Annotated in this window: 15 protein-coding genes; 8 read left to right on the forward strand and 7 right to left on the reverse strand. The window is 65.2% G+C overall.

Going from position 1 to position 16,814, the window contains the following annotated elements:
- Window positions 1–7 precede the first annotated feature (7 nt).
- Window positions 8–1,507 carry a dihydrolipoamide acetyltransferase family protein gene (locus tag BMX78_RS11675; RefSeq protein ID WP_091419543.1) on the forward strand — a complete coding sequence of 500 codons (1,500 nt, stop codon included), beginning with the start codon at window positions 8–10 and terminating at the stop codon, window positions 1,505–1,507.
- A 5-nt stretch (window positions 1,508–1,512) separates the two neighbouring features.
- On the forward strand, window positions 1,513–2,130 hold the full coding sequence (locus BMX78_RS11680) for a phosphatase PAP2 family protein (protein ID WP_091419545.1): 618 nt from the start codon (window positions 1,513–1,515) through the stop codon (window positions 2,128–2,130).
- 23 nt (window positions 2,131–2,153) lie between these two features.
- On the opposite strand, the gene BMX78_RS11685 is transcribed toward BMX78_RS11680, so the two are convergent.
- The 6 genes from BMX78_RS11685 to BMX78_RS11710 all read right to left on the reverse strand — a co-directional run bounded on the left by BMX78_RS11685 (window position 2,154) and on the right by BMX78_RS11710 (window position 7,361).
- Window positions 2,154–2,489, reverse strand: a complete 336-nt coding sequence (locus BMX78_RS11685) for a hypothetical protein (protein WP_091419547.1) — start codon at window positions 2,487–2,489, stop codon at window positions 2,154–2,156.
- Window positions 2,490–2,646: 157 nt separating this feature from the next.
- Window positions 2,647–3,075 carry a universal stress protein gene (locus tag BMX78_RS11690; RefSeq protein ID WP_091419548.1) on the reverse strand — a complete coding sequence of 143 codons (429 nt, stop codon included), beginning with the start codon at window positions 3,073–3,075 and terminating at the stop codon, window positions 2,647–2,649.
- 49 nt (window positions 3,076–3,124) lie between these two features.
- On the reverse strand, window positions 3,125–4,417 hold the full coding sequence (locus tag BMX78_RS11695) for an aminotransferase-like domain-containing protein (protein ID WP_091419655.1): 1,293 nt from the start codon (window positions 4,415–4,417) through the stop codon (window positions 3,125–3,127).
- Window positions 4,418–4,515: 98 nt separating this feature from the next.
- The gene (locus BMX78_RS23430) at window positions 4,516–5,325 is read right to left on the reverse strand and encodes a hypothetical protein (protein ID WP_286138919.1); all 810 of its coding nucleotides are present in this window, start codon (window positions 5,323–5,325) and stop codon (window positions 4,516–4,518) included.
- Window positions 5,326–5,450: 125 nt separating this feature from the next.
- Window positions 5,451–6,695 (reverse strand): non-homologous end-joining DNA ligase, encoded by a 1,245-nt coding sequence (gene ligD / locus BMX78_RS11705; protein ID WP_091419550.1) that lies wholly within the window; start codon window positions 6,693–6,695, stop codon window positions 5,451–5,453.
- 108 nt (window positions 6,696–6,803) lie between these two features.
- Window positions 6,804–7,361 carry an NAD(P)H-dependent oxidoreductase gene (locus tag BMX78_RS11710; RefSeq protein WP_091419551.1) on the reverse strand — a complete coding sequence of 186 codons (558 nt, stop codon included), beginning with the start codon at window positions 7,359–7,361 and terminating at the stop codon, window positions 6,804–6,806.
- Between the two features lie 126 nt (window positions 7,362–7,487).
- On the opposite strand from BMX78_RS11710, the gene BMX78_RS11715 reads away from it, so the two are divergent.
- From BMX78_RS11715 to BMX78_RS11740, 6 genes are all read left to right on the forward strand, one after another.
- Window positions 7,488–8,096 (forward strand): TetR/AcrR family transcriptional regulator, encoded by a 609-nt coding sequence (locus BMX78_RS11715; protein ID WP_502686289.1) that lies wholly within the window; start codon window positions 7,488–7,490, stop codon window positions 8,094–8,096.
- Window positions 8,097–8,449: 353 nt separating this feature from the next.
- Entirely contained in the window at window positions 8,450–9,433 is a 984-nt protein-coding gene (locus BMX78_RS11720; protein ID WP_091419553.1) for an ABC transporter permease, read from the forward strand.
- Window positions 9,434–9,435: 2 nt separating this feature from the next.
- Complete coding sequence (locus BMX78_RS11725) at window positions 9,436–10,425, forward strand: ABC transporter permease (protein ID WP_091419555.1); 990 nt, start codon at window positions 9,436–9,438, stop codon at window positions 10,423–10,425.
- A complete protein-coding gene (locus BMX78_RS11730; RefSeq protein WP_091419557.1) occupies window positions 10,422–12,659 on the forward strand; it encodes an ABC transporter ATP-binding protein in 2,238 nt (745 codons plus the stop codon). Before BMX78_RS11725 ends, BMX78_RS11730 begins: the two co-directional genes overlap by 4 nt.
- Before the next feature lie 61 nt (window positions 12,660–12,720).
- On the forward strand, window positions 12,721–14,436 hold the full coding sequence (locus BMX78_RS11735) for an ABC transporter family substrate-binding protein (protein ID WP_091419659.1): 1,716 nt from the start codon (window positions 12,721–12,723) through the stop codon (window positions 14,434–14,436).
- Between the two features lie 133 nt (window positions 14,437–14,569).
- Complete coding sequence (locus tag BMX78_RS11740) at window positions 14,570–15,625, forward strand: Gfo/Idh/MocA family protein (protein WP_091419558.1); 1,056 nt, start codon at window positions 14,570–14,572, stop codon at window positions 15,623–15,625.
- Between the two features lie 59 nt (window positions 15,626–15,684).
- Here BMX78_RS11740 and ald read toward each other — a convergent pair whose 3' ends face one another.
- On the reverse strand, window positions 15,685–16,803 hold the full coding sequence (ald, locus tag BMX78_RS11745) for an alanine dehydrogenase (RefSeq protein WP_091419560.1): 1,119 nt from the start codon (window positions 16,801–16,803) through the stop codon (window positions 15,685–15,687).
- Window positions 16,804–16,814: the final 11 nt, after the last annotated feature.

Genomic DNA, 16,814 nt, shown 5'->3' on the forward strand with positions numbered 1-16,814 from the left:
GGACACCATGACCCTGAACAAGTTCAACCTCCCTGACGTGGGCGAGGGCCTCACTGAGGCGGAAATCGTCTCCTGGAAAGTGAAGCCCGGTGACGCAGTAGCCATCAACGACGTCCTCTGCGAGATCGAGACCGCCAAGTCGATCGTGGAACTGCCCTCACCCTTTGCCGGCACCGTCAGCGAACTTTTGGTCCCCGAAGGCATCACCATCGACGTTGGTACAGCCATCATCAGCGTCAGCGACGAGGTTTCCGGCGACCCCACGCCGGCTGACGTGCGGGCTCCCGAAGCCCCCGTCCAGCCGCTGTACGGCAAGCTCCCCGCGGACGTACCGGAAGAAGCAACGGCCGGCGGCGGCGGGCCGGGCAGTCCCCTGGCCGGCGGTCCGCTGGTGGGTTCCGGACCCAAGGCAGACGCCGTCAAGCGCCGGCCGCGGAAGACCGCGCCCGCCGACGCCCACACGCTCAACGCCCCGGAGGTGGAGCCCGTCCAGCCCCGCTCCTCCAACAGCGACGCGTCGGAACCGGAGAGTGCGCCAGCCGCCGCAGCAGGCCCAACCGGCGAAACCCTGGACCAACGGCCCACGTTCGGCGGTGCCATCACCGGACTCGTCAACAAGGTCCTGGCAAAACCTCCGGTCCGCAAGATCGCCCGCGACCTGGGCATCGACCTGGCAGACGTCGTGGCAACAGGCCTGCGCGGCGAGGTGACCCGCGAGGACCTGGTCAGCTACCAGGCACAACGGGACGCCGAACTGGACAAGGCGGACGGATTCTGGGGCAAGGCCGGAAAGCCCCAGGACCAGCGCATCGAGCAGATCCCCGTCAAGGGGGTCCGCAAGGCGACGGCCAAGGCAATGGTGGACTCGGCCTTTTCGGCACCGCACGTGAGCATCTTTGTGGACGTGGACGCCAGCCGCACCATGGAATTCGTCAAGCGGCTCAAGGCCTCCAGGGACTTCGAAGGCATCCGTGTCTCCCCCCTGCTCATCCTCGCCAAGGCCGTGATCTGGGCGGCTGCCCGGAACCCCAGCGTCAACGCCACCTGGGTGGACACCGCTGAAGGTGCCGCCGAAATCCATGTGAAGCACTACATGAACCTGGGTATCGCCGCGGCAACACCGCGCGGCCTGATGGTGCCGAACATCAAGAACGCGCAGGACCTGTCGCTGAAGGAGCTGGCGCTGGCCCTGAACAACCTGGCCACCACGGCAAGGGCCGGAAAGACCCAGCCTGCTGAAATGCAGGGCGGAACTCTGACCATTACCAACATCGGCGCGCTGGGCATCGACACCGGCACGCCGATCATCAACCCCGGCGAAGTGGCCATCGTGGCCTTCGGAACCATCAAGCAGAAGCCCTGGGTGCTGGACGGGGAAGTGATCCCGCGCTGGATCACCACCCTGGGCGGCTCGTTCGACCACCGCGTGGTGGACGGTGACCTGTCCGCCCGCTTTATGGCCGACGTCGCCGCCATCCTGGAGGAGCCGGCGCTCCTGCTGGATTAGGAAACATTGTCATCAACGCCGCCGCCATCCGTGCCAAAAACCGGATTGCCGGCTGGATCACCGAGGTGTTCCAGCCGCCGGTGGTGGTGAGTGTGCAGCTTCTGGTCAGCCCCCTCACCCAGCCGGGGTTTCCCGGCACCATGGCTTACGGAGCGCTGGCAGCATTGTTCGTCTGCGTCATCCCGCTGCTCCTGCTCCTGGTCCTGGTGCGGCTGGGAAAAGTTGCCGATCATCACGTCAGCGACCGGAAGCAGCGCGCGCCCGTGCTGCTGATGGCGCTGGGATCGATCGTGGCAGGACTGCTGGTGCTGGCGGCTGCAGGGGCGCCGGAGAGCGTCGTTGCCATGGTTCTTGCCGTGGTGGGCGGGGTGGTGGTGTTGGCCGGCGTCAGCCCGTTCTGGAAGATCAGCGGGCATGCGGCCGCGATATCCTCGTCCGCCGTGATTGCCGTCATGATGCTCGGCCCGGCCTGGCTTCCGTTGCTCCTGCTTATCCCCGCCGTGGCCTGGTCCCGCGTGGTGCTGCGGGCCCACACGGTGGCCCAGGTGGTTGCAGGGTCACTGTTCGGCGGCGTGGTGATGGCCGGTATCTGGTGGCTGCTGCAAGGTTGGATGGTGCCTTAGCCCGGGGAACGAACCCGGGAGCCTCAGAAAGTCGAGTAAGCGGTAAGCATTTCGATAGTGGTGGGATCGGCCATGGTTCCAAGGGAAACGGCTGCAGCGATCATCAGCCCGCCTAGTACGGCTCCCGCGCTGCCCAGGGCGGTCAGGAGCTTCCAGTCTTCCCGCAGAACGCTGGCCACAGTGGCCGGCATGTCCAGGCCGGGAACAATCAGGTTGGGCGCGCTGTCCACGCTTCCGTCATCCAGGAGTGCAACCACGGTGCCGTTGCCGCGGTCAACCCGCATAGAGCAGATGTGGTTACCGTGCCGGGCCAGGAGGATGTCGTGGCCTACGAGCTGGCGGCGCTGGAGAGTGAGCAATGGGGCCCCTTGATAATGGAGGAAGGTGGGTGTCCGCGCCGTTGGGGGCTTATCCAATTTTATCGTTGCGCCCACAGCATAAAGGGCGTAAAAGGGCGTGAGAACGGACACCCACCGGGGCGACTTCCGCCACCCCGGGGCGTGTCCGCGGTAACTGTCAGTCGGCGTCGTAGGTGTTGGCGATGTAGACGTCGCAGGGAGCGTTGTGGGCCACGCTGTTGGCAACGCTGCCCAGCACCCGGCCAATACCCTGCATCCGCCGGTTGCCAACCACGATGATCCGCGCTTCCATCCGCAGGGCCTCCTTGATGAGGGCGTCCGCCGGGCGCCCACGGGCTGCGGAGTAGGTCACCTTGATGTCCCGGCCCAGGGATTCGGCAACGGTGCGGGCCACATGCTCAGCGGCGTCGGCGTCGGAAACGATCCACTGGTCGCTGCCGCTGCCGAAGACTTCGGTGCGGTCGCTGTCAAAGGCCGAGACCACGTGAAGTGACGCGCCCAGCGCGGCAGCCAGGTCCCGGGCCGACTCTGCAGCCTTCTTTGCCGTACCGCTGCCGTCCACCCCTACAACGATGATTCCGCTCATGTATTGCTCCTTTGCTTGGTATGCGGGCTTAAGTCCGGTGAGCCCTACGCTACAGCCCGGCGATGGCTTCCCGCAGTACCGGCGCCAGCCGGCGCACACCCTCGGTGATCGCCTCCGGAGGCACGGCGCTGTAGGCGAGGCGCAGTTTATTGGACGGCTCGTCCGACGGCGTGAAGGCGGCGCCGGGGATGAACACCACTCCGGCGTCGATCGCCTTGTGCAGCAGCGGGTAGGTGTCTACGCCCTCGGGCAGTGTCACCCAGACGAAAAAGCCGCCTTCGGGAGTGGTCCAGCTGGTCCCCGGGGGCATGTGCTCCTCGAGGGCATCGAGCATGGCGCGGCAGCGTTCGGCGTACAGTCCGCGGTAGGTCTCCACCTGGCCCTTCCAGTCATACTCCCGCAGGTACGCGGAAACCATCATCTGGTTCAGCGCGGGCGGGCAGAGCGTGACCGATTCTGCCGCAAGGTAATACCGGCGCTGGAGATGCTCCGGAACCAGGGCCCACCCAATGCGCAGGCCCGGGGCGAAGATCTTGGAGAAGGACCCCAGGTAGATAACGTCCCCTGGATTCTCCGCGCGGAGCGGTGGAAGCAGTTCGCCTTCGAAGCGCAGGAGCCCGTACGGGTTGTCTTCCAGGACCAGAATATTCGCCCTGCTGCATATATCCACGATTTGTTGCCGCCGGCTCCGGGCGAGGGTAATGCCGGAGGGGTTGTTGAAGTTGGGGATCGTGTACAGGAACTTGATGTTTTTCCCGGCCAGCTGCAGGGCCGCGATCCTGGCCTCCAGCAGGTCCGGGACCAGGCCGTCCTGGTCCATCTCCACCGTTTCCACCTGGACCTGGTACGCCTCGAAGGTATTCAGGGCGCCCACGTAGGTGGGGTCTTCCACCAGGACCACATCTCCGGGGTTGCAGAAGACTTTGGTGGCCACATCCTGCGCGGACTGCGATCCTGCGGTGATCACCACGTTTTCGGGCCGTGCGTCCAGGATGCCTTCTGCCGCCATCACGTCGCAGATCTGCTCACGGAGTTCCTGGGTGCCTTGCCCGCTGCCGTACTGGAGGGCGGTCAGGCCGTCCGTGGCGATGATGGCGGCAGCGGTGGCGGCCAGCCGGTCGAGGGGCAGGGACTGCAGGTAGGGGCTTCCGCCGGCAAGCGAAACAAGTCCGGGGCGCAGGGAAATATCAAAGACATCCCGGACGGCGGACTGGCGTATGTTGGCTGCGCGCTCTGAGAACAAATCCTCATGGCGGTGGGCGGACGTGGCCGCCCGCTCGATGGCATCAATGGCTTCTGCGGGCAGCGTCCGTGCTGCGGCGTCCAGTGTCTCATGGGTCACATCCACAGGATACAGCCGGGAGTTGCCGACTAGGCAACATCCGTTTATTTGAAGCTCGATCGGTGGACAACGTGGAGGAACAGGAGCACGTGGGCCGGTCAGTCCAGGCGCAAGGCTTCGGCAAGCCCGCTGCCGTTGACATAGATTTCGGCACGGATAGCTCCCACGGCTGCCACCGCCGTTTGGGTCAGTTGCGCTTCCACCCGGGGGATGTCGCAAACCCCTCCCAGCCGGAGTGTTCCCGCCAAATACACCGTGACGGTGGTGCCATCGAAGCTGCCTGACAGGAACTTCAGGTCGGAGTTGGTCAGGGCGTTGTAGGTCTTGCGTGCCGGCTTGGGCAGCACTGCTTCGGTTGGTGCTTCGAGCAGTGCCCCCACTGCGGCAGGCAGAGGCTCCTCTGCGGCGGGACTGGTGCGGGCCACCCCCACCAGGCTGTCATTGCAGCCGAAGCGCACGCCGTTGGTTCCGCCGTCGTCCAGCAACACGTAATAGGCCGTCACTGCCTGCACCGCCGCTGCCCTGCCTGAGGGGGCCGGCGCGGATGTCGCAGGACTTTGCGACGCCGGTACTTCCGGTGTGCCAGGGACGGGCGCCGGGGTGCCGCCGGGCCCGGTCCCGGTTGAGGCGGCAGGAGCCTGGGCGGCTTGGGTTTCCAGCGCTTCGAGCGTGGGCGCACTTTGGGGCGGCGGGGGGTCCTGTGGCTGGGGCTGGGGAGCGGGGTCAGCAGGCACGGGGACCCCCACGGGGCCGGGACCAGGGTCTACCAGTGGGGCCGGGGAGGACGGGGCAGGAGCGGGAGGAGCGGGGGTGCAGGAGCTGAGCCACAGCGGAAGGGCGAGGGCTGATGCCGCCACCACAGCACGGACCACCGCCACCCGTTGTCCATCACTGCGCCTGCCTGCCATGCGCGCACCGCAATCCCGTCCCGGTACTTTCCGTGGATTAACGTTACGGCGGGCGCATCCGGCAAAGAATGTCCGGGAGGTACCGGTTGGGACAAGAGTTGGTCACGGCGGTGCCGTTCCCGCCATCAGGAATCCGGTCGCCCCGGCCATACCTTGCCGGCCCACGGATCGTAGTCGGCGATGAGCTTCTCCTGCCTAGGCCGCTCCGCCTCGGGGATGTGCTGCAGGTTCACGCGGACGCGGTACCAGAGGGAGCTGGAACCGCGCATTCCATCAACCAGCACATCCGCCGGATGCAGGGCAGGCAGGAGGCCGGCATGCCGTGACTTCCACTCCTCAAGCGCCGCCAGTGCCTCGGGTTTGGTTTTGGTGCGCGCAACCTCGATCAGCGGCATGACCGACTGCCGGCGTCCAGAGCCGTCCCCGCTGCGCGGCGCCTTCTCCGCCGGGCCCAGTTCGGCCGCCAGTGCAAGAAGCCCCTCAAGCGAACCCGCCACGTTGTCTATGCCGGCGTGGGGGTCGCCCACCTCCTCGAAACGTTCGGGAACGGTGAGCACCGTGAACTGTTCGGGCCGCGCGGAGCGCACTTCATCCCAGGCCAGCGGCGTGGAAACACGGGCATCCGGCAGGGGCCGGACCGAGTAGGCCGAGGCCACGGTACGGTCCTTCGCGTTCTGGTTGAAGTCGACGAAGACGCTCTCGCCGCGCTCCTCCTTCCACCACCGCGCCGTTGCGAGGCCCGGGGCGCGGTTCTCCACTTCACGGGCAAGTGTTTCAGCGGCAAGCCGCACATCACGGTAGGACCACTGCGGTGCAATGCGCACCAGGATGTGCAGCCCGCGGGACCCACTGGTCTTCGGCCATCCGGCCAGCCCGACGTCGTCGAGCACTTCCTGCGCCACGTAGGCGACGTCTACAATCTGCGACCAGTCCACCCCCGGCATGGGATCCAGGTCCACCCGCAGCTCGTCCGGGTGCTCGAGGTCCTCCGCGCGGACGGGATGCGGGTTGAGGTCCAGGCAGCCAAGGTTCACCACCCAGGCCAGGCCTGCGGCATCGCGGATCACGGCTTCTTCGGCTGACGTTCCCGACGCATAGTGGAGCGTTGCGGTGTCGATGAATTCCGGGTGGTTTTCGGGTACGCGCTTTTGGAAGAACGGCTCGGCGTCGATGCCCTTAGGGAACCGCTTGAGCACCATGGGCCGGCCGCCGGCGCCGCGCAGGGCTCCGTCCGCCACGGACAGGTAATAGTTCACCAGGTCCAGCTTGGTCAGCCCGGGCCCGGGGAACACCACCTTGTCGGGGCTTGAGACGCGAACCTCGGCGCCGGCAATGTCAAGGATCCTGGCCGGGGCTTTCGAGGGGTTCATGGCGTCACGCTAGCAACGATCCGGCGCGTCAGCCAGAGTTGCGGGCCTGCCGGGTTAAACACGAGATGCCCGGCGCGAAGTATCGCGCCGGGCATCCGGGAAGGCTGCTTAGGCGGCAGGCTGGACGGCTGCAAGGGCATCAAAGACGCCCTTGATCTGCTCCACAACCTCTGCGTCGTCCTTCGGGTGCAGTTCAGCAAAGCGCACCATGGAGCCCGGAACGGCGAGCTTGACGTCCTCGAGGACCTGGGCGCCGGCGATTCCTGCGGCCTTGCGGGCCTCGTCCTGGGCCCAGACTCCGCCGTACTGGCCGAAGGCGGTGCCGACGACGGCGGTGGGCTTGCCGGCAAGGGCGCCCGCACCGAAGGGGCGGGACAGCCAGTCGATGGCGTTCTTCAGCGCGGCAGGAACGGTGCCGTTGTGCTCGGGGGTGACCAGCAGGACGGTGTCCGCCTCATTGGCCGCGGCACGCAGCGCGGCAGCAGCGGCGGGAACCTGGCCTTCGACGTCGATGTCCTCGTTGTAGAAGGGGATGTTGCCCAGGCTTTCGTGGATGACAACCTCCACCTGCTCCGGTGCGTTCAGCTGGATGGCTTCAGCCAGCTTCTGGTTGGTGGACTCGGCGCGCAGGCTGCCGACGAGGGTAAGGACGGTGCTCTTGGTCATATGGACTCCTGGGGTAGGGGCGGCGGGAGGGGACCGCCGGCCGGGTAAACAAGAGAGGCTCGATGCCTTCATCCATCTAAACGGACTATGGTCCGGTTCTTATTCCCCGGGTCTAGAATGTGGGATGTGAGCTCCATCTCAATGCGCCCCGAACTTCCGTCAAAGGGTGCCGCGGAACGCAGCGATGCTGCCCGGAACCGGGAGCGGCTGCTTGCGGCAGCCCGGGAACTGATCAGCGAATGCGGAGCGGCAGGGCTGACGATGGACCGGCTCGCCGAGCAGGCGGGGGTAGGCAAGGGCACCGTCTTCCGCCGTTTCGGCAGCCGCGCCGGGCTTATGCTGACCCTGCTGAGCGAATCCGAGGCAGCTTTCCAGGAGCGCTTTATGTTCGGGCCCCCGCCGCTTGGCCCTGGAGCGCCGGGCCTGCAGCGCCTCATCGCGTTCGGCGTGGAACGCATCGCCTATACCGTGGAGTTCGGTGAGCTGGCGCTCGCAGCCCAAAACACTTCCCGCGCGGAGTTCGAGCCTCCGGCCGCCGCCCTGTGGCACCGGCACATCGAACTGCTGCTGCGTGAGGAGGGGCTCGAAGCGGACCCTTGGCTGATGGCACGCTCACTGGCCGCTACCCTCGCCCCGGACCGCCTCCTCAACCTCCTCAAAGTGCACGGCGTGAGTACGGAGCGGCTGGCTGCTTCGTGGCAGGATCTTGTCATAAGGGTTGTCAGCGGCGCGTAGATTACGCCCTCTCAGGCGCCCTCGTCCAGTCACACCGACTTCACAAACGTATTCATAACAATCTGATACGTGCAGTTATGTTTGCGCGCATGGGCCCGTATTTTGCGGGGCCGCTTGTGATAGTTTCCTCTTCGAATGTGACCCGCAACATAGTCCATGGGACTGGCCCACCAGCCGGCGGGTTGCCAGCTATCCGCTGGCAAAGGACCCGGCGAGGCGGTACAACCCCCGCTACCGCCGGGAAAACGGAAGGATCCAGCACGTGATTGTTGATTTGCCCGATACCCTGACCACCCTGCCAACTCCCTGGTGCCCCGACGTCCGGCTGGCGGCGGCGAAACAGAACTAGGCCCATGCTCAGGTACCTCGCAAAGCGCGGCATCACGTACGTTTTTATGATCTTCCTGACCACCTCGGCGGGATACTTCCTGGCGGTCAGTTCCCTGAAGCCGGCCTTGCTGGAACAGGAACGCATTCCCCGCCCCACTCCCGAACAAGTGGCGAACTCCATGCGCCTCAAAGGCCTGGACCCGGACCTCAGCCCATGGGAGCGGTACGTGGAATGGCTCACGGCCATCGTCACCCGCTGGGACTGGGGCCGCAGCCCCAACGGAGCCTACATCAACGCCGAGTTTGGCGACCGCGTCTGGATCTCCACGAGGCTCTTCCTGGCCTCCATCATCCTGACGCTCGTCATAGGAGTGGCGCTGGGGGTCTATTCCGCGGCGCGGCAGTACAAGTTCCAGGACCGCGTCATCACCTCCTACAGCTACCTCGCCTACATCGTGCCTGCCCCCATCGCCTACTTCCTGGTGCAGCTGGGTGCCATCAATATCAATGAAACTGTGGGGGAGCGGATCTTCTTCGTCACCGGCATCTCCACCCCCGGAACAGCGCCCGGGTGGGCGCAGTTCGTGGACATGCTGGCGCACTACGCCGTCCCCACCATCGCCATCACCCTCGTGGGCTGGGGCTCCTACCAGATAGCCCAGCGGCAGTACCTCCTGGACAACGTCAACGCAGACTTTGTCCGGACCGCCCGCGCGAAGGGGCTCACCCGCAACCAGGCCATCTCCCGGCATGCACTGCGGGTTTCGTTCATCCCCGTAGCCCAGAGCATCGCCTTCACCATCCCGGCCATCTTCGCCGGCGGGTTCTTCGCGGAGAAGATCTTCGCCTGGCCCGGCGTGGGCTCCTGGAGCATCGACGCCATCTCACTGCAGGACGTCAACGCCGCCACCGCCACGCTGGCCTACGGCTCCGTCATTTTCGCCCTCGGGGCCATCCTGGCGGACTTCGCCACTACCCTTGTTGACCCGAGAGTGCGGGTGCAGTAACCATGACCAACCTCAACGCCGTCGACCCGGCAGCTGTCGCCCAGGACGCGCACCTGGAAAACGCCGACGTCATTATCGGCAAAAACACCATTATCTTCCGCCGCTTCCTGCGCAACAGGACTGCTGTGGCGGGTCTGGTCATCTTCCTCGCCCTGACCGTTTTTTCGTTCGTCGGCGGGTACCTCACCCAGTGGGACAAAGAGACGATCGATCCATTCAACATCGGTATGCCGCCCTCGGCCGAGCACTACCTCGGTACATCCCAGGCAGGCATCGACCTCTACGCCATGACCGTTGAAGGCACCAGGATCTCCATCCTGATCGGCCTGGTGGTGGGGCTTGTGTCGGTCCTGATCGCCGCCGTCTACGGCTGCACCATGGCGTACTTTGGCGGCAAGGCGGACAAGGTGATGCTCTTCGTCCTCGAGGCGCTCATCATGATGCCCGCCCTGCTGGTGGTCGCAGTGGCCACGAGCGGCGGAGGCGCAGGGCTGAAACGGGACCTGCCCTCCTGGCTGCTGCTGATCATCGTGCTGCTGGTTTTCAGCTGGATGGGCACCGCCCGCCTGATCCGGTCCCTGTCGATGTCGCTGATGCAGCGGGATTACGTCAAGGCCGCCCAATACATGGGGGTCCCGCCGCGGCGCATCGTCTGGCGCCACCTGGTCCCCAACATCGGCTCGCTGCTGGTCCTGGATGTCACCCGCGGCGTCACCGGGGCCATTCTCGCCGAGGTGGCTTTCTCCTTCATCGGCATCGGCATCAAGGTCCCGGACGTCAGCCTGGGTGTCCTCATCGGCGGAGCCACCTCACAGGTGCAGACTTTCCCGTGGATGTTCTGGGTCCCGCTCACAGTGATGTTCCTCCTCACCGGCTCGCTGGCCATGATGAATGACGGACTGCGCGATGCCTTTGATCCCAGCTCCAGCTCCAGCGGCAGCGCACGGAAGCGCAAAGCCCGGAATACCAGTGTGAAGAGGAACGCCTCATGAGCAGCGAAATCACCGCCGGGCCCGCTGAACAACCCCAGTCAACGGTGGAACGGCTGCACGTCGCGGGGCTGCACGGTCCCACCGACGCCGTCCTGTCCGTCCGTGACCTCAACGTGAGCTTCAACACCGAAAACGGCGTGGTGCACGCCGTCCGGGGTGTCGATTTTGACCTCCTGCCCGGAAAGACGCTGGGCATCGTGGGTGAATCCGGCTCCGGAAAATCCGTGACCTCGTTGGCGATCATGGGCCTGTTGCCCGCCACGGCGGAAATCACCGGCTCGGTCCGCCTCCACGGAAAGGAGCTGCTGGGCCTCAGCGACAAGGCGATGTGTGCCTACCGCGGCAACGAACTTTCCATGGTGTTCCAGGACCCGTTGTCCTCCCTGACGCCGGTCTACACGGTGGGCACCCAGATCATCGAAGCGCTCACTATCCACCATCCCGGCATGAGCAAGCAGGCCAAAGAAGCCCGCGCCGTCGAACTTTTGGCCATGGTGGGTATTCCCAGTCCCAAGGACAGGCTGAAAGCCTTCCCCCACGAGTTCTCCGGCGGCATGCGCCAGCGGGTGATGATCGCCATCGCCATCGCGAACAACCCTCGTGTATTGATCGCGGATGAGCCGACGACGGCCCTTGACGTCACCATCCAGGCGCAGGTGCTGGAGGTACTCCATACCGCGCAGGAGGAGACGGGCGCCGCCGTCGTGATGATCACACACGATCTCGGCGTGGTGGCAGGCATGGCGGACGACATCATGGTGATGTACGCCGGCAAGCCGGTGGAAACCGGAGCAGTGGAGGACATCTACTACAACCCCCGGATGCCGTACACCATGGGTCTGCTCGGCGCCGTACCACGGGTGGACGTCGCGGAGAAGGCCTCGCTGGTCCCCATCGAAGGCATTCCGCCCAACCTGATCCACACACCCACCGGCTGCTCGTTTGCGCCCCGCTGCCCCTTGGCTTCCGAGGCCTGCCTTGACGGTGAACCGGCCCTCGCGCCGGTGGCCGGAAGCAGCCTGCACCGGGCCGCCTGCATCAAGTCAGGTTCACTCGGCGGCGAGGTTGACGTCCATGACATCTTCTCGGCCCCGCCTGTCCCGGTGTCCGAATTCGATTCCATCCCCCGCGGGGAGCGCACCACAGTCCTGCAGCTGAAGGACGTGCGCAAACACTTCCCGCTGACGAGGGGCGCCCTGCTCAAGCGGAGGATCGGCACGGTGAAAGCCGTGGACGGGCTCAGCTTCGACATCCGTGAGGGGGAATGCTTCTCTATCGTGGGTGAGTCCGGTTCAGGCAAGACCACCACGCTCCTGGAGATCATGGAGTTCCACAAAGACCAGGACGGCGAAGTGGTGATCGGCGGCCTCAGCAACAAACAGGCTGCCGACGCCCGGACCAAGAGCGCCATGCGCCGGGAACTCCAGATGGTGTTCCAGGACCCCACCGGCGCCCTGGATCCGCGCTTCACCGTCTACGAAGTCCTGGCCGAACCGCTCCAGAACGCCGGCATGGACCGGCAGGCCATCAAGAAACGCATCATGGAGCTGATGAAGCTGGTGGGTCTCCAGCCGGACCACGTCAACCGCTTCCCCAACCAGTTCTCCGGTGGACAGCGCCAGCGCATCGGCATTGCCCGGGCCCTTGCGGTGAATCCGAAACTGGTGGTCCTCGACGAGCCCGTCTCGGCCCTGGATGTCTCGGTCCAGGCCGGGGTGATCAACCTCCTGGACAAGCTCCGCGCCGAGCTGGGCCTCAGCTACCTGCTGGTGGCACACGATCTGTCCGTGGTCCGGCACATTTCCAACCGGGTTGCCGTGATGTACCTGGGCAAGATCGTGGAGATCGGTGAAGTGGACCGGGTATTCGACAACCCGCGCCACCCCTACACCCGTGCCCTGCTCTCGGCCATTCCGGTGCCGGATCCCAGGGTGGAACGGACCAGGGAGCGGATCATCCTGCAGGGCGACCTGCCCTCGCCGCTGGATGCGCCCAAGGGCTGCAACTTCGCCACCCGCTGCCCCGTGTTCGCCGCCCTGCCGGCTGCGAAGAAGGAAAAGTGCCTTACCCTCGAACCCCCGCTGGAAGCAGTGGCACCATCCGCGGCCGCCCAGGCACTGGCGGCCAACCCGCTGCCCGTCCTCGACCAGCGCTTCGCCTGCTTCTTCCCGGACGGGGAACTGGACGAGGACATGCTGGTAGTCCACGACCCGGCGGACCACCATGCACCGTAGATTTGTTCCATCCAGCACCAGCGTCACCAGCATCACCACCGGCAACAACGAAGGGAACACCATGAGGAATCTGACCAAGATCGGCGGAGCGGCAGCTATTGCTGCGGCTCTGACCCTGACTGCCTGCGGCGGTGGCGGCGCCACCGGGCCGGAAACGGCCAAGGGCCAGGAAGCGGGAAGCGACCTGTCCAAGCTCATCAGCATCAACGAGAAGCCGGCAGCCGATCTTGAAAAGGGCGGAAAAGTCACTCTTCCGCTGGGCAGCATCGGACCGGACTTCAACGGCTTCTCCAACAACGGCAACAGCTCGGACAACTCCGCGCTGATGGCCCCGATCAACCCCGTGGCGGTCACGGGTGGCGGAATCGGCGGCTGCTGGAAGGTGGACTTCGAAGGCAAGGCCACGCCCAACAAGGATTTCTGCGAATCCGTGGAGAGCGAGGTGAAGGACGGCAAACAGGTCGTCACCATCAAGGTCAACGACAAAGCCGCCTTCAACGACGGCACTCCCATTGACATCAAGACTTTCCAGAACACCTGGAACATCCTGAAGAGCCCGGATGCCGGCTATGACATCGTCTCCTCCGGGTCCTACGCCTTCGTCGAGTCGGTGGAGGCCGGCAGCAGCGACAAAGAAATCATCACCACGCTGTCCCAGCCCACCTACCCTCTTGAGGACCTTTACTTTGGCCTCATCCACCCGGCCGTGAACACCCCGGAAATCTTCAACGAGGGGTTCGTTGGCGAAATGCACCCGGAGTGGATGGCAGGACCGTTCAAGGTGGACCAGTACGACGCGGCCGGCAAAACCGTGAGCCTGGTGCCGAACGAGAAGTGGTGGGGCAACAAGCCCGTGCTGGAAAACGTGGTGTTCCGCCAGCTTGAAACCAGCGCCCAGATCGCCGCCTTCAAGAACGGCGAAATCGACGCCATGTCCGCCAACACCATCGCCCTCTACAAGCAGCTCGAGGGCACCAAAAACTCCGAGGTCCGCCGCGGCCAGCGGCTCTTCGCCGGCGGCATGAACATCAATGCCCAGAAGATCACCGACGTGGCAGTCCGCAAGGCAATCTTCGCGGCAGTTGACCGTGAAGCCCTCCGCAAGGTCCGCTTCAACGGGCTGAACTGGGAGGAGCCCAGCTCCGGTTCCATGATGCTCCTGCCGTTCTCCGAGTACTACCAGGACAACTACCCCGTCAAGGAAACCGGCCCCGATGCCGCCAAGAAGGTGCTCACCGACGCCGGCTACACCGCGAACGCCAGCGGCATCATGGAAAAGGACGGCAAGCCCGCCGCCTTCAAGATCAGCAACTTCGGTGATGATCCCACTACCCTGGCCTTCACCCAGACCCTGCAGAAGCAGCTGCAGGCCGGTGGTATGGACGTCGGCATCGACCAGCGTGCTTCCGCCGACTTCGGCAAGGTGATCGGCGGCCGCGACTTCGACATGAGCGTCTCCGGCTACACCGTTGGCGCCGACGCCACGTCCGCCGTCAAGCAGTACTACGACTCCAAGACCAACGAAAACGGCCTCGGCGACGCCGAACTGGACAAGAAGATCGCGGAACTGACCTCCATCGAGGACAACGCCGAGCGCAACAAGGCAGCCATGGATGTGGAGAAGGAACACATGGCGAAGTACTTCTCCATGGGCGTGGTCATGAACGGGCCCCAGATCTCCTTCGTCCGCACCGGCCTGGCCAACTACGGACCGTCCCTGTTCCAGAGCCTGTCCCAGGTTCCGGACTGGACCACCCTCGGCTGGGAAAAGAAGTAACCCCGCCCCCGGGACGCTCTCTCACTTAATGTGGGTTTTCCCGCAACGCCCTCTCACTTTCTTTAGGGAAGTGAGAGGGCGTTGGCGGTTAAGGGGCATTAAGTGAGAGAGCCTGCGGGAGTAGCGTAGTCCCATGACCGGAACTGCTGAACGCACCATCCGCACCGCCGTCGTCGGCTATGGCCTTTCGGGCAGCGTCTTCCATGCGCCTTTGATCGGGGCGGATGCGCGCTATTCGCTGGACGTCATCGCCACTTCCAATGCAGAGCGGCAAAAGGCGGCCACTGCCCGCTACCCCGGCGTGCGGACAGTGCACGACGGCGATGCCGTCCTCGCGCACGCCGCGGACCTTGACCTGGTGGTGCTGGGCACCCCGCCCGCCACCCATTACCCGCTCGCCAAGGCGGCCCTGGAAGCCGGGCTGGACGTGGTGGTGGACAAGCCCTTCGCAGTGACCAGCGAAGAAGGGCAGGAATTGGTGGAGCTGGCCCGGGAGCTCGGCCGCGTGCTGACGGTGTTCCAGAACCGGCGCTGGGACGGCGATTTCCTGACGCTTCGCAAGCTTGTGGCGGCAGAAGCCGTCGGAAAGGTTGCACGGTTCGAATCGCGGTTCGAGCGTTGGTCGCCCACCATTGCCAAGGCCTGGAAGGCGCGTGCCACGGCGGCGGACGGCGGCGGTGCTTTGTACGACCTCGGGAGCCACCTGATCGACCAGGCCCTCCTGCTGTTTGGCCCCGCCACTGTGGTCCACGCCGAGCTGAAAGCCCGCCGGGCGGACGAGCGGGCGGACGACGACGTTTTCCTGGTTCTGCGCCACGAGTCCGGGGTGCTCAGCCACCTCACCATGAACATGCTCTGCGCCCAGCAGGGCGCCCGCTTCCGCGTCCTGGGTTCCGTGGGGGCCTTCACCAAGAACGGCGTTGATCCGCAGGAGCCCTACATCGTGGCCGGCGGCAGCCCCCTTGATGCGGAGTACGGCGAGGAGGCGCCCGAGTGGGCAGGGCTGCTGGGCCGCGACGGCCACCTGGACGCCCTGCCCACCGAACGCGGTGCCTACCCGGAGTTCTATCGGATCCTGGCGGAGAAGATCCTCGACGGCGGCGCAAAATCAGACCTGCCCCTCCCGGTAAACCCGGAAGACGCCGTCGAGGCCCTCAAACTCATAGAACAAGCACGCGAAGTGGCTTAAAAGAAGAACGGTGGTTGAGCTTGTCGAAACCAGGTCCGACAAGCTCAACCACCGATTGGTTAGGCCGAAACCAGCTGGTGCCAGTCGGAGACGAGCGGCAGGTTATGCGCCTCGGAAACGGAGTGGTGCGCCACGTGGCCGGCGGCGATGTTGAGGCCGGCGGCGAGGGCGGGGTCGCGGTCGAAGGCTGCCTTGACGCCCAGGTTGGCCAGAGACACGGCGTACCGCAGGGTCACGTTGGTCAGCGCGTAGGTGGAGGTGTTGGGGACGGCGCCGGGCATGTTGGCCACGCAGTAGAAGATGGTGTTGTGGACCTTGTAGGTCGGTTCCTGGTGCGTGGTGGGGTGGGTGTCTTCAAAGCAGCCGCCCTGGTCCACGGCGATGTCCACCAGCACTGAGCCGGGCTTCATCCGTGCCACGAGTTCATTCGTGACCAGTTTGGGGGCCTTGGCGCCGGGGATCAGGACGGAACCAATCACCAGGTCTGCGTCCACCACGGACTTTTCGATCTCGTATGAGTTCGAGGCCACCGTCTTGAGCCGGCCCTGGTACTGGGCGTCAAGTTCGCGCAGGCGGTTGATGTTGATGTCCAGGATGGTCACGTCGGCGCCGAGGCCCAGTGCCATCGCTGCGGCATTGGTGCCGGCCACGCCTGCGCCCAGCACAACCACCTTTGCCGGGCGGACGCCGGGAACGCCGCCGAGCAGGACGCCCTTGCCGCCGGCGGGAGCCATCAGGGATGCAGCGCCTACCTGGACGGAGAGCCGGCCGGCCACCTCGGACATGGGGGCCAGCAGCGGCAGGGTGCGGCCTTCCTGGACGGTTTCGTAGGCGATGGCCGTGACGCCGGAGTTGATAAGTTCGCGGGTGAGCTCGGGCTCGGCCGCGAGGTGGAGGTAGGTGAAGAGGATCAGGCCCTTACGGAAGCGGTGGTACTCGGCCTTGATGGGTTCCTTGACCTTCATGACCATGTCCGCGCGGGTCCAGACGTCGTCCGCCTCGTTAACGATTTCGGCGCCGGCGATGGCGTATTCCTCGTCGGTGATGCCTGAGCCCAGGCCTGCGCCGCGTTCCACCAGCACGGTGTGGCCGTGGGTGCCGAACTCGTGGACGCCGGCGGCGGTGATGGCCACCCGGAATTCGTTGTTCTTGATTTCTTTGGGGACGCCGATGATCATCGTTGGCTCCG

The organism is Arthrobacter sp. OV608 (genome assembly GCA_900110595.1).
GTDB lineage: Bacteria > Actinomycetota > Actinomycetes > Actinomycetales > Micrococcaceae > Arthrobacter.